Below are 13,469 nucleotides of genomic sequence, written 5' to 3' on the forward strand. Positions count from 1 at the left end.
TCGGGGTTAATATTTTTATTCTGATTATTCGCTGTTATCAATTAACCCCTCCTCATGCAATAATTCGACAACAATAGGATGAACATCATACCAATTTTGACGGTTGCGATATTCAAGGACATAAAGCCCATGTAAGAAATCGATAAATTCTTGCTGTTTTGGGTCTTCTGGTTTAAAATTTTGATAGGTTGTTTGCAATATTCGATAATCTACACTACCTAAAGGCAAAGCAAAATCATTGCGAATATTATTAATTGCTTGGTCTATAATTTCATCATTGATTATTACTTTATCTTCTGGCTTCCGGCGAATTAGCCGCAGACAAATCCGACAACATTCATTAGAAACGCGAATTAATTACCGCAACACACCACCACTATTTAAAACTATTTTTTCTGCTGTTAATGATTCGAGTAAATTATTTGAGATTCGTTTAGTCAATATTTCACAAAGAATATTCAAATTTTTTGTAAATTGTGTAGCATTTGCTAAATGACTCTCTCCTTTTTTAAATAACTTTAAAACAGGCATTGCCACAACTTGGTCATTAGTTTCATTTTCAATAGTTGGTTTGAGTGCTGTTTCCCGCAAAGCCGCAATGGGGATAATATAAATAATCCTATAATTATCACCCATTTCTCCACAGATGGAAATCCAAACTGATCGTTACTGGGCAGAGGCATAATTTTATCCAAACTCCTACAAACTATCAAGATTGCGATTTAATTTGGTCACGATATTTACACCATTCAACTCTTTTTCAATCTGACGCACTTTCACGTCTAAACGCAGTCTTCCTCGATGTACGGAGCTAGCCGTAAGTATCATAGTTGCTTTGACTGTAGAACTATTGCTCATAATAGAGTAAAAAAGTTATCATTAAGACTCAGTACTCAGCTAAGGGGCTTTTCTATAAAAGCAACAAGGGAGCGATGCCTACGGCGGGCTACGCCTACGCAGAAATTGACCAGAAATAAAAAGGCCTCACCCAATGGCATGAATCTATTGAATGAAGAGTAAAGACTCTAAGTGGTGCTAATCTAAGGTTGTTGAGCTAAATTAAGTAAAAATTTCAATTTTTGACAGTTTTATTTTTTGGACAATAGTAATATAAGTTGTGAAGAAAGTCTTTAACAATTAAGACTTGGTGATAAATTAAGTAAGTTATAAAGAAATTAGTTCGTTTTTTAACAGGAGAAGTAGGGTGCTTAACAACTTTCATCAGTTCTTATCTCCCCGTCAATGGGGAATTTCTCTCGCAGGCTTAGGCTTACTTCTCGGTTTGGGCTTTATAGCCAAGCAGACTCAAGTAGTACCAGTTACAAATTCTTCATTATCATCGGCTCAAATTCAGAAAACCACCGACAACTCTCTTTTATCGCAGCTAAAAAGATTTCAAGAGCAGAGAAGTCAACTGAATGCGGCTTCTGGAGATAGAGGATTTTTTGCTCATAAGAGCCCAAAAACATTACCTACAACCACAGCGTTGGTTCCAGATTCTCAGGGAGCGACAAAAGACGCTAGAGTTTTACCAAAAGCGGATTTTCCTGTAAAAGATGGGATTTACCTCTATGGTCAATCCCCAAAATCAAACCAACTTGGTCAAGGTTACATCATATTTCAAAAGCAGCAGGATAAGGTAACGGGTGCATTATTTATGCCCCACTCAGAGTTTAATTGTTTTCAGGGTACACTCAACCCATCAGGAGAGTTGGCGATGACGGTTAATAGTTCGTCAAATGAAGCCAGTTCTACTCAGTCGAATCAGGTAGCTGCAAGCAATAGACTACCTCAAGTCAGTGAAGATGAGTTAAGTAGTTATCCTTACTCAGTGGCTCTGCAAGACTTTTATCATTTAAATTCCATCACTGCTAGCGATCGCCGCACGTTGCAAATGTGCAAGTAATCTTCAATTTAATACTCAATTCCTGGTTGCGCCTTAACGCCTTGATCGCGGAAAGGGTGCTTAATTAGGGTCATTTCAGTTACGAGGTCAGCACGCTCAATTAAAGCAGCAGGTGCGCCTCTACCTGTAAGAATAACGTGTTTGTTACGTGGTTTTTGCGCCAAACCCGCCAAAACATCCTCTACTTCTAAGTAAGACATTTTGAGGGCGATATTGATTTCATCTAACAACACCATGTGAAAGTCTGGGTTGCGAATATATTCTAATGATTTTTGCCAAGCGGCGCTAGCTTTATCGAGATCGCGATCGCGGTCTTGAGTTTCCCAGGTAAAGCCTTCGCCCATTGCGTGAAATTCTAACTGATCTTCCCAATTACTAAAAACCCGTTTTTCTGAAGGTTCCCAACTACCTTTGATAAATTGGATGATCGCTACTTTATACCCGTGACCTAGCGATCGTAACACCATCCCCAAAGCCGCAGTAGTTTTACCTTTACCATTACCAGTATTTACAATAATTAATCCTTTTTCTGGTACAGCTTGTGCTATGCGTTGATCCTGCACTTCTTTGCGTCGCTGCATCTTTTTGCGGTACTGTTCATCAGTCAGAGATGAAGACATTACCTGATCAATCAAGCGCCCAATCTCTTGATCTGCATTCAATTCTTGTGGTGTGTCGTTTGTCATCAACTTTATCTAGAAATAACTGTTAAAAGTGTTGAGAATGAACCAAAATCGTCTTACTTACCTAATTTCACTTAAATCACTTGATTGGAAATGTCCAGTAAGTTTTCATGTGAAATATTAATAGTGTGTTAGCTGGATTAACATGATTTATAGACAAGTATGGAAATCTATATGATATACAAACTCAACTTATAATTTGAGTTTACTATTACTGTTTTAAATAATTTAATATGTTCATTAAAGCACTTTACCACTAAACTTTTGTCATTCTCTGGTTTGGTATAGTCATGAGTTAGACTACCAACTGAGGGCGTTGGTTTAAGTGTCAGGGGTACAATGTTTAATATCGGGAGTTGTGCATTTATGGATGCTGTTGTTTCCATTTTTCCCATAAAGGCTGCATATCCTCTGGTTGCCCATCATAGTTAAGCAATTGGTCTGAAATTATCACCCATGACTGGGCACTGCGTGTCCAAACGTTACCTACTGGGCGTAACCAACTTGTATCATCTAACGTTCCGGGTTTGACGTTGATAGTATTTGGGTTGTAAGTCCGTTCATGGAACAATCGTGTTCCGCAGTCACCGCAAAACAAATTGTTTATTTCACGCCCGCTATCAGCTTTGCGAGTCCAAGCTTTTGGTTGTCCCTGAGCAATCACAACAGCATCTCGTGGTACGGTGAGAGACATTCCAAAGGCACTAGACGATTGTTTCTGACACTCCTTACAGTGGCATACGTAGAGGGTTAACGGTTCGACATGAATTTCATAACGAATCTGTCCACATTGACAACCTCCAGTATATGGAAGACTCACAGGTTTTATCTCCTTAAAATTTGTGTTGCTTCATCATATTAACTATAAATATGGGATAAGAGGAAGCAGGGGGAAGAAGACACAGGGATAGGGGGACATGAAGACATTTTCATTGTCCACATCTCTCTAAATCTCCCTCATTGTTCATCTTTATCCGATTCATCATCCTCACTCCAATACTGTTGAGGTGCATTCCCGTGAACTTCTAAAATCTTTGCTTTTTTGATTTTGTTATCAGGTGAATTAATAGCTTCTAACTGCACATCAAATTTCCAGTTATCACCAAAATCATAAAGATAGGTCATTTTAGCACCCGGTTCTAGAGACAAATCACCTATCTGCACTTGGTCAGCAAATGGGGGTGTTTCCATGTATGGATGACCTATTTTAATTGTGCGACCAAAACGGTCTTTATAACTAAACTCATATAAATGGTCGTAGTCAAAATCAAAAGCATCAAGAATTGTTTCTGCTAGCCAGCCTAATGGTTTTTTTGCTGGTATGGCAATGCGTCTCCAAGCCTGATAAATGGACACTTTAAAAATATAAATACCATCAGTAAAGCTTTGCTGTGGAACAAATAAGTTATGCTCCCATTCTGGAAAAAATAGTTGTAAGTGTGACTGCAATTTTCCAAAATTAACATTTATATCATCCTGTAATTCTCCTCGTATACCTAGCGGGAATAATAATTGCAACAGAGCATCACCAAAAGCCAAGCGCTGTAAACTGGTAATACGCCATCCTTTACCTTCTTGCGGTTTTCCCTGCTTGATAGATAACAATCCAAACAACTCTAACAGGGCAACGTTATGCAAACCTGGGTAATAACTAATATTGTGTTGGTCTTCATATTTAGGAAATTTTAAACCTTTATCTGGGACGCGAGACCAAAGTTGAATACATCTAAATAAATTTCCGAATGAGTCTTGATGTTCACCCAAAATTTCGTTATTTCCCCAAATCAACCAGGCTTCTAATAAGTTGAAATAGCGTTCTGTTGGGTTGAGATTTGACCATGATTCCAAGGTAGCTGTGTCTAATACTAAAATTTGCTTCTTACCTTGGGATCTAATTTGGGCTATCCCAGAACTGCGTAATAACAGATATAGTCCATTTATGTAGGGGTATGATTTCTGTACAGGGCGTTTGAGTTTAGTTTCAATTGGTTGACTTAACTGAAAATTAACTTCTGAGAGTACTTTCAGTGGTAAAAGGTTATTAACACTACTAACTTCCACTCCATTTGGTTGCAAGAAATCTATTAGGGTTTGAAAGTCATGCAGAATCGTACCAGGTTGATTTTCATCAATGCTGAGTTCTTGTAGAAGTTGTTGTTGTGAGTCTGTTAGGGAAGGCAGTTCAGGATTGAATGTGCGTTCTAGCCGCGCAAATAAATCTTCCATAAATAAAAGTTATAAATTCACAATTTAACCTGCCGTAAAACCCTGTTCTCTATACTATGACTTCAGCAGTTACCCTAATAAACCTTTACCTGTTAAGTATTATAGTAGGTCTATCAAGACCGTAAGCTTAATGAGATGTGAATAATAATATTTTCATTTTCTAGTTGATAATTCCAGGAATTTGATATGAATAGTAATACTTGTCTACAGATGATTTTAGCTGATACACCTATTGATACAGTATTAAGAGCGATCGCTCAACTAAATTTACCTAACTGGTGGTTAGTCGGTGGTGCAGTCCGCAACACCGTTTGGTCTGCAATTTTTGGCAATGAGTGTAAATTAGGTATTAAAGATTTTGATATTGCATTCTTTGATAGAGAGGGAAATCGTTCTCAAGAACTAGCAGCAAAGACAACTCTCACAGAACAATTTCCTCATGAACAGTTTGATGTAAAAAATCAAGCTAGTTTTGCTCGTTGGCGGCTTGGTAGCAGACTCTACACTAGTACAGAGGATGGCATTACAGATTGGCTGCACACTGCTACTGCTGTCGGAGTTCGGCTAGATGTACAAGGCCAATGGCAATTTTTTACTCCCTACGGGTTAGATGACCTATTTAGTGGCATTATTCGACCTACGCCAGCACATATTGATAACCTGGATGCCCATAATAAAGCAGCTACATTCTTGCATAAGTGTCCTTATCTGCGGTTGGCATAAAAGTTACAGTTGGGTTGTAGCTACCAGTTTTCTTTACAAGGTAAATCAGCTTTTTAATTTATAATCTAAGGGTTGTGAATCCCAATGTTAATAATTTTCTCCCACTGCAAATAATTAAACTAAAACCCTTTTACAACAAAACTAGTGGTCTGTCCCATTAGTTACGCCACTTAACCAAACTATAAATTTAAAACTTTCGCACTGTACGAATGCATCGTGATGTGAATTAACGATGCTCCCGGAAGTAAACAGGCTTTTCTTATACCATTTCTTTGTGAGGCTGCGCCAAATTTTCTTTCTTCCTTTGTGTCCTTTGCGCCTTTGCGGTTCGTTCCTTGTATAATTTGGCGCATCATTATACAGAATTGGTATTAATTACTCTGCGATTGGAAATAGACCATGCTGTAGGGGCACAGCATTGCTGTGCCCTTACGAAAGATGTGGTTTTTAAACTTATCCAGATTTGGCATTTCTTATCAATGGGTAAGTCCTAAAATCATTCTTTATTCTGTTTGATGCGTGAGTAGAGAAGTTCGCGATCGCTTTGAGGATTTACAATCAAGCATGGACTATTCCCGCCACTTGAATTACTTACAATAACTACAGTAATAGCGGATTTTGGACAAACCCCTAAACAACTGGTGCTAACAACCCGAATTTCTCCCCATAATCCCTCAAATTTTAAACGAGATTTTAACCAATTCTCTAAGTCTTCGGAAGCTGTTGAGCTTTTGCTAGTTGGATGAAAACTATTTGAGCGTTCGTTTGCACATTGTGAACACACAAGTACTAAACCAGATTTCCATCGGGGAGAAACACTCTTGATAGAAGTTTCTAAGGGACGAGAATTTATTAAAGGGGATGTCTGCTGAGAATTGGATGCAAACCTCTTGAAGATACGTTGCAGCAATTTTTTAATACGCTGGATCAGTTTTTTCATGGTTGAACTTTAGTTCAAGGAAGGGAGAGGTTTATTGAACAGGATAGTGTAAATTTCGTATTTAGTCTGTTCTACTAAATCATTAAATAATCAGCGTTTCTGAGCAATTTGCTGCAAGTATGCAATTAGCTGTTCTCCTGCGGTGTCTATGTGTCGTTTCAGTAATCTGACAGCAGCTTTTGTATCCTGCTTTTTACAAGCCTCTAAGAGTTGATAGTGTTCTTTTTGCGATCGCTCTTGGTAATCCATCTGCGCTAATTGTACGCGGACATAGCGATCGCAATTAACGTGTAAAGTTTTAATCATTGTCAGCAACCGGGGACGTTCAGCAGTGGCGTACAGCGTCGCGTGAAATTCCCAGTTGAGTTTCGCCAACACACCTGCATCAGTTGCTTGATCTGTCGCTTCCAGAATCACAGCAGCTTTTTCTATATCTGTTTCCTTAAACTTGGGTATTGCTAACTGCATCGCTTTTACTTCCAAGGCGCTACGAATTTCACAGATTTCTTGCGCCTCTTGTGCTGTCAACACCGATACGATCGCACCACGATTTAAATGCAGTGTTACCAATCCTTCTGCTTCTAGCTGCTTGAGGGCTTCGCGCACGGGAATGCGACTAACGCCAAACCCAGTGGCGATTTCATCCTGTCTCAAGGATTGTCCTTCCTGAAAAATGCCGCGCAGAATCGCTTCTCGCAAAGCATCGGCAATTAAATCTGGGGTACTGCGTTGTTGTTGCAGCACATTCGCTGCCAAGTCATTCAAGTTCATATTTTATATTGTATACAAAATTAGAAAGATTGTATACAATATCCAAAGTAAGTTTTTGAAACATCCCTTCAATACCACGGGAGAGAGTTATGAGCATCGCATCTCAACCAGACCGAGTTATCATCTTCGACACCACGCTACGGGATGGCGAACAGTCACCGGGCGCAACCCTGAATGTAGAAGAGAAATTAGCGATCGCTCATCAACTAGCTCTCCTTGGTGTTGATGTGATTGAAGCAGGTTTTGCCGTTGCTAGTCCGGGTGATTTTCAAGCTGTTAAAACCATTGCTGAACAAGTCGGAATAGCAGGTGGGCCAATCATTTGCAGTTTAGCTAGAGCCATTCGTCAGGATATTCACGCCGCCGCCGAAGCCTTGAAGGGAGCGGCTCGTTCTAGAATCCACACGATGATTTCTACTTCTGATATTCACCTGAAATATCAATTGAAAAAGTCTCGCAGCGAAGTATTAGCGATCGCAGCAGAAATGATTGCTTATGCCAAGTCATTTGTAGACGATGTAGAATTTTCACCAATGGATGCTAGCCGCACTGAGCCAGAGTTTCTTTATCAAGTTTTAGAAACAGCGATCGCAGCAGGTGCAACTACAATCAACATTCCTGATACCGTTGGTTACTGCACACCCAAGGAAATCGGAAATCTAATTCAGGGAATTCGAGAACATGTTTCCAATATCGATGGAGTGATTCTTTCCATTCATACTCAAAATGATTTGGGTTTGGCGACAGCTAACGCTTTGGCAGCAATTGAGTATGGCGTGCGTCAGGTGGAATGTACCATTAATGGTATTGGAGAACGAGCAGGTAATGCAGCATTAGAAGAAATTGTCATGGCCTTGCAGGTTCGCAAACCATTTTTCAATCCTTACTTTGGTCGTCCGGTTGATGCCGATACACCCTTGACTAATATTAAGACTCAGGAGATTTACAAAACCTCGTCTTTGGTTTCCCAATTAACCGGAATGTTGATTCAGCCCAATAAAGCGATCGTAGGAGCAAACGCTTTCGCTCATGAGTCTGGTATTCACCAAGATGGGATTATTAAGCACCGCCAGACTTATGAAATTATGGAAGCTGCTGCGATTGGTTTGCCAGAAAATCGCATTGTTTTGGGCAAGCACTCTGGACGAAATGCTTTCCGTACCAGGCTCAAGGAATTAGGGTTTGAACTGAATGAGGCGGACTTGAACAAAGCCTTCAATCGATTCAAAGATGTCGCTGATAAGAAAAAAGAGATATCAGATTGGGATTTAGAAGCGATCGTTCGAGATGAGACGCAGATTCAAGTAGAAAGTGGGTTCCAAATCGAACATGTTCAGGTAATCTGCGGTGACTGCACTTGCCCAACTGCAACCATTACAATTGTTACCCCCGATGGCAAAATCCTCACAGATGCGAATGTAGGCACTGGCCCAGTTGATGCAGTGTATCAAGTAATCAATCGATTGGTACAAATTCCCAATCAACTGATTGAATTTTCCGTCCAATCTGTGACTGAAGGAATTGATGCACTGGGAACTGTGACAGTTCGCTTGAAGCATAAAGAGCGGATATTCTCTGGACAAGCATCTGATACTGACATCGTGGTAGCCGCAGCTTACGCTCATCTCAACGCCCTGAATCGTCTTTATCGTTACTTGCAAACTGAGAAATCCGAGTTTCATGAGATATCTGCCGTTGTCTCTGGGTAGATCGGATGCGTTGCTAAATACAGACATGAATCGTTGATATAGAGACGTAAAGTTTTACGTCTCTACAAGGGTTTTGGTTGCACAAGTAAGTACAGTTTTGCAAAATCTTAGTGCATTAGTATTGCAGAGAAATGCATTGGCATTGCAGAGCGACGCATTAGCATTGTAGAGCAATGCATTAGTATTGCAGAGCGACGCATTAACATTGTAGAGCAATGCATTGGTATTGCAGAGCGATGCTAATGCATTGCAGAGCGACGCATTAGCATTACCAAATTAAATTTGCTACAAACCTAATAAAATGTTGTACTAAGGCGACTCAAACACGCCCATTGGCCCAAGCCGAATCGTCAGTATTTCTACATCCGTGATGGCTATATGAGGCCCTTGCTGGGTGTGGGCTGGCGTGAACCAAAAAATTCCAGCAGAACAACTCTTTCCCCCAGTTTCCACTACTCCTTTCATCACATAAACATACTCATCACAAGGATGAGTATGAATAGGAATCGTTGTACCTGCCTTCATTGTCAGCAGATGTATTGAACCTTGTGATACAGGCTCGGCTAGGGGGAAAAACTTAGCACCAGGAAACTGCTCAATGTCCAGCAATCGCTCAAAGTCAGTTTGAATAAAAGTCTGTTCTGACATGTTCTTTACCTCTTTGAATCAGTGTTTTAGCATTATGTCAGACAAAAAACACTGTTTATAAGAGAATTATGAATCAACAACTTGATCTAAATGAATATAAGCAACAGATTGCCGATTTATACAGTGGCAGAGGCCAAACTTATGATCAGGGCGATTGGCATCCTCGAATTGCTCATCGTCTAGTTGAATATGCACAGATTAGCCAAGGACAGCATATTTTAGACATTGCAACTGGGACAGGTATAGTGGCAATTGAAGCAGCACAGCTTGTAGGTTTTGCAGGTCGAGTTGTGGGAGTGGACATTTCAACTGGGATGCTTGAGCAGGCAAAACGCAAGATTGAGGCGTTGGGGCTGAATAATATTGAGCTTGTACTTGCGGATGCTGAGAAACTGAACTTTCCAGCCAACAGTTTTGATGTTGTCCTATGTTCCTCAGCCCTGATTTGGATGGCTGACGTTCCTGCCGCATTACGCCTTTGGCATCAATTGCTCAAACCTGGTGGACTAATTGGCTTTCATGCATTCGCAGACACCGCTTTTGTGGGAGGGGTAACTATGCAAAAAGTTGCCCAAAAGTATGGCGTTTCACTCGCATTCAGTAAACCAACAGGCACTATTGAAAAGTGCCATGATCTATTAAAAACAGCAGGCTTTGAGGCGATTGAAATTAAGTCTGAGCAAGACGGTAGTTATATTAGCCTAAAACAGGCAAAGCGGATGTGGTCTGGAGGTTCTCATCCAGCAGCTGGACAATTTCCAAATCCCATGAACCAACTCTCATCTGGGCAACTGGAGAAACTTAAGGCAGAATTTGAAGCAGAATTGGCAGTATTAGTTACAGAACAAGGCATTTGGAACGATGTCACAACTTTTTATACCTTTGGTCGCAAGCCAATAGACTAATACAGTTCAAATTAAAAATGCACTTACCGATAAACCCTGTAAAGAGGCAAAATCGGACTGGGCTGTACTCAGTCTCGCTACGCTAACGCCCCGCTTTTAACGTGTCTCTACACACCTGAAATTCTCCCTTGGTAAAAAAAACTTGACAGCGAAGTGCTTTTATAGTACATTTATACTATAAAAGCACTTAAGTGTTGCATAAAACTTTAATACTTCCGACTACGCCAACAGGAGAGCAGAAAATAAATGAAGCTATCTAAGGTAGACTTGAGCAGTTTAGTAGCGATCGCTCATTCTGATGGATATTTGCAGTTGTTGCTTGATCGAGGCGACGAACTAGAGTTTTTGGAAATTCCAGCACCGATACAAGCTTATGAAGGATTGCAAGAACTGAACGAGGCGATTGCCCAAACACCTGCGCTACCCTTTAAAGAAGAACCAATCGCTATGTTACCAGTTAGCTCATCAATGGCGATCGCTGTAGGCTACGATCACGACGAACACACTTTGCAAGTTGAGTTTCAAAATGGAGGTGTTTATCAGTACTTAGGTGTAGACGAGGATACTTGGGAAGATTTACATTCCTCTGATTCAATTGGCAGCTTTTTCAATCAAGAGATTAAAGGTAGATATGACTGCGATCGTCTAGATCATCCAGATTATACTATTGACTAATAACTGAATGTAAAGTTTTCAATAATTCTTGTGTTGTGTATGGTTTGGGTAGAAAAGCTGTATGTTCATCTGTTTTGTCCATTGGTACTTGTTCGCTTGTTGCAAGTCCACTAACAACAATAATCGGCAATAACGGATTGATATTTTGCAATGTCCGAATAGTAGTTGCTCCATCCATTTTGGACATTATCATATCGATAATTGCAGCACTAATTTTATCTTTATGTTGGGCATAAATTGCTAATGCTTCGACGCCATCACCAGCAGTCATTGCCTTGTAATTATAATTTTCTAGGGATGTTTTAGTAATTTCTTGAATGGTAGTTTCATCATCTACAACCAAAATACATTCTCCAGATCCAGTTGGTATTGCCGTATCTTCTAACAATGGCATTGGAACTTGATTAACTGCTGGTAAGTACACCTTAAACTTTGTTCCCTTGCCGACAAAACTTGATACGGTAATAAAACCACCGTGTTCTTTAATAATTCTCATTGCTGTTGATAACCCAAGTCCTGTACCTTTACCCAACTCTTTTGTTGTAAAAAATGGTTCAAAAATTCTATCTAATATTTCACTGTTGATTCCCAGCCCGGTATCAGCAACTGTCAGAACAATGTAAATACCAACTCTAGCTTCTATATGCATACTGGCATAAGTTTCATCAATCCAAATATTCTCAGCAGATATTGTTAAAGTTCCGCCTGTAGGCATGGCATCGCGTGCATTGACACACAAATTAATCAATACCTGATGTAATTGGGTACTATCAGCACAAATAGGTAACAATTTATCCTGAATTTTTATGAACACTGCGATTGATTTGGGAAATGTTTGTGAGATAATTTGCTGGATTTCTAAAAGGAGGTGTTTAACTTGAAGCACCGTGCTTTGGCGTGTAGTGGCTTGTCCTTGGACATTACCTTCAATTCCCCTAGTAAATGACAGCACTTGCTTTACCAAATCAGCACCACGTTTGGCATTGCTTTCTATTATTGACAGCATCGGATTAATCTGTTGATCGCTAATTTTAGATTTGAGCAGATGCACTGACATCAAAATTGGTGATAACACATTATTTAAATCGTGAGCAATACCACTAGCAAGAGTGCCTATACTTTCCATGCGTTGAGCATGTAAAAATTGTTTTTCTAGTTGTTTTTTGTGGGTAATGTCGGTATCAACAACAAGGATTGATTTGGCTTGAGAATGTTCATCATTTATCAGTGTCCAGCGACTTTCAACGATGAGGTTTTTGCCAGATTTGCTGATTTTCTGTAACTCACCTTGCCAAGATCCATCCTTTAATACAGTCTGATAAATTTCTAAGTTTTGCGGCCAAGATTCAGTGCAAAAAAGTTCATTTGACTGCTTGCCTATAGCTTCTTCTGACTTCCAGCCGTAAAGTTCCTCAGCATTTTTGTTCCATAATAAAATTTTGTTGTCCAAATCTTGTACAACAATTGCATCAGTGACAATATCCAGCAATGCTTCTTGTGCCTGCTTGTATTCCTGTTTAATACTTGCCAGTTTAGCGAATTCCCGCCGGATTTCTAGTTGTCTAACTATCAGGCGGCTAAGAGTTTGCAGTGCTTCTACCTGTTCGGGACTGATTTGGCGTGGTATGCGATCGACTATACACAGAGTCCCGATCGCTTCTCCCCCTGGTGCTAACAAAGGTGCGCTTGCATAAAATCTTATGCAAAGTCCAGGATCACTAACTATAGGATTCGTAGCAAATCGTTCATCAGCTAAGGTATCAGGAATAATTAAAACTTCGCCACTTTCTATACAAATCGATCCGAACCCAGTATCTCGTGGCATTTCCTGTACATCTAAACCCACCTTAGCTTTGAACCACTGACGGTTAGCGTCAATTAAATTAATCAAGGCGATCGGTGTGTTACAAATCTGTGTGGCTAAGAATGCTAGTTCGTCGAATGCTTCTTCTGGTGGAGTGTCGAGAATCTGGTACTGACGCAGAGCCTCAAGCCTCGATCCTTCATTGTTACACACTAAAGATTTCATTAAATTGTTCCTAACTATTGTTGAATGACAACTTGCCCTCGTGTTACTAAAAAACGTCAATTTAAAACGCTTTGCGTAGGAGATTCATCTGTCACTGCACTTGATAGCTCAATGAAATCACTATCAGATTATTTGAATAACTGAGCAAGCATATAGCTTAATAACTTTAATTATAATAATATGCCTTAAGAAGGATGAACAAGAATTTTGCTAATTTTAAGTCAAACTTAGAAGATTTACAGCCTTATAATTTT

14 protein-coding genes are annotated in these 13,469 nt (G+C 39.9%); 5 read left to right on the forward strand and 9 right to left on the reverse strand.

Annotated features, from left to right (window positions below; genetic code table 11):
* Window positions 1–24: 24 nt before the first annotated feature.
* Both V7L20_RS16410 and V7L20_RS16415 read right to left on the reverse strand, forming a co-directional pair.
* Window positions 25–228 carry a hypothetical protein gene (locus V7L20_RS16410; protein ID WP_334745101.1) on the reverse strand — a complete coding sequence of 68 codons (204 nt, stop codon included), beginning with the start codon at window positions 226–228 and terminating at the stop codon, window positions 25–27.
* Window positions 229–357: 129 nt separating this feature from the next.
* Window positions 358–636: a hypothetical protein gene (locus V7L20_RS16415; protein WP_334745102.1), complete on the reverse strand. Its 279-nt coding sequence runs from the start codon at window positions 634–636 to the stop codon at window positions 358–360.
* 568 nt (window positions 637–1,204) lie between these two features.
* Between V7L20_RS16415 and V7L20_RS16420 the strand changes: the two genes are divergently transcribed.
* On the forward strand, window positions 1,205–1,906 hold the full coding sequence (locus V7L20_RS16420) for a hypothetical protein (RefSeq protein ID WP_334745103.1): 702 nt from the start codon (window positions 1,205–1,207) through the stop codon (window positions 1,904–1,906).
* A gap of 8 nt (window positions 1,907–1,914) precedes the next feature.
* Here V7L20_RS16420 and cobO read toward each other — a convergent pair whose 3' ends face one another.
* From cobO to V7L20_RS16435, 3 genes are all read right to left on the reverse strand, one after another.
* Window positions 1,915–2,592 carry a cob(I)yrinic acid a,c-diamide adenosyltransferase gene (gene cobO / locus V7L20_RS16425; protein ID WP_334745104.1) on the reverse strand — a complete coding sequence of 226 codons (678 nt, stop codon included), beginning with the start codon at window positions 2,590–2,592 and terminating at the stop codon, window positions 1,915–1,917.
* A gap of 361 nt (window positions 2,593–2,953) precedes the next feature.
* Window positions 2,954–3,409, reverse strand: a complete 456-nt coding sequence (locus V7L20_RS16430) for a GFA family protein (RefSeq protein WP_334745105.1) — start codon at window positions 3,407–3,409, stop codon at window positions 2,954–2,956.
* A gap of 137 nt (window positions 3,410–3,546) precedes the next feature.
* Window positions 3,547–4,815: a plasmid pRiA4b ORF-3 family protein gene (locus tag V7L20_RS16435; RefSeq protein ID WP_334745106.1), complete on the reverse strand. Its 1,269-nt coding sequence runs from the start codon at window positions 4,813–4,815 to the stop codon at window positions 3,547–3,549.
* A gap of 186 nt (window positions 4,816–5,001) precedes the next feature.
* Here V7L20_RS16435 and V7L20_RS16440 point away from each other — a divergent pair, with 186 nt between their 5' ends.
* Window positions 5,002–5,538 (forward strand): nucleotidyltransferase family protein, encoded by a 537-nt coding sequence (locus V7L20_RS16440; protein ID WP_334745107.1) that lies wholly within the window; start codon window positions 5,002–5,004, stop codon window positions 5,536–5,538.
* Between the two features lie 496 nt (window positions 5,539–6,034).
* Here V7L20_RS16440 and V7L20_RS16445 read toward each other — a convergent pair whose 3' ends face one another.
* Together V7L20_RS16445 and V7L20_RS16450 are read right to left on the reverse strand one after the other, a co-directional pair.
* Window positions 6,035–6,478, reverse strand: coding sequence for a (2Fe-2S) ferredoxin domain-containing protein (locus tag V7L20_RS16445; protein ID WP_334745108.1), 444 nt, complete (start codon window positions 6,476–6,478; stop codon window positions 6,035–6,037).
* Between the two features lie 90 nt (window positions 6,479–6,568).
* A complete protein-coding gene (locus tag V7L20_RS16450) occupies window positions 6,569–7,249 on the reverse strand; it encodes a GntR family transcriptional regulator (protein ID WP_334745109.1) in 681 nt (226 codons plus the stop codon).
* A gap of 89 nt (window positions 7,250–7,338) precedes the next feature.
* On the opposite strand from V7L20_RS16450, the gene V7L20_RS16455 reads away from it, so the two are divergent.
* Window positions 7,339–8,958, forward strand: coding sequence for a 2-isopropylmalate synthase (locus V7L20_RS16455; RefSeq protein ID WP_334745110.1), 1,620 nt, complete (start codon window positions 7,339–7,341; stop codon window positions 8,956–8,958).
* A gap of 309 nt (window positions 8,959–9,267) precedes the next feature.
* On the opposite strand, the gene V7L20_RS16460 is transcribed toward V7L20_RS16455, so the two are convergent.
* Window positions 9,268–9,606, reverse strand: coding sequence for a cupin domain-containing protein (locus V7L20_RS16460; RefSeq protein WP_334745111.1), 339 nt, complete (start codon window positions 9,604–9,606; stop codon window positions 9,268–9,270).
* Window positions 9,607–9,674: 68 nt separating this feature from the next.
* On the opposite strand from V7L20_RS16460, the gene V7L20_RS16465 reads away from it, so the two are divergent.
* Both V7L20_RS16465 and V7L20_RS16470 read left to right on the forward strand, forming a co-directional pair.
* Entirely contained in the window at window positions 9,675–10,511 is an 837-nt protein-coding gene (locus V7L20_RS16465; RefSeq protein ID WP_334745112.1) for a class I SAM-dependent methyltransferase, read from the forward strand.
* 246 nt (window positions 10,512–10,757) lie between these two features.
* Window positions 10,758–11,186, forward strand: coding sequence for a KTSC domain-containing protein (locus V7L20_RS16470; RefSeq protein WP_334745113.1), 429 nt, complete (start codon window positions 10,758–10,760; stop codon window positions 11,184–11,186).
* Here V7L20_RS16470 and V7L20_RS16475 read toward each other — a convergent pair.
* Window positions 11,176–13,215, reverse strand: coding sequence for a hybrid sensor histidine kinase/response regulator (locus V7L20_RS16475; RefSeq protein WP_334745114.1), 2,040 nt, complete (start codon window positions 13,213–13,215; stop codon window positions 11,176–11,178). The genes V7L20_RS16470 and V7L20_RS16475 overlap by 11 nt on opposite strands.
* Window positions 13,216–13,469: the final 254 nt, after the last annotated feature.

Source organism: Nostoc sp. (genome assembly GCF_036916735.1).
Lineage (GTDB): Bacteria > Cyanobacteriota > Cyanobacteriia > Cyanobacteriales > Nostocaceae > Nostoc.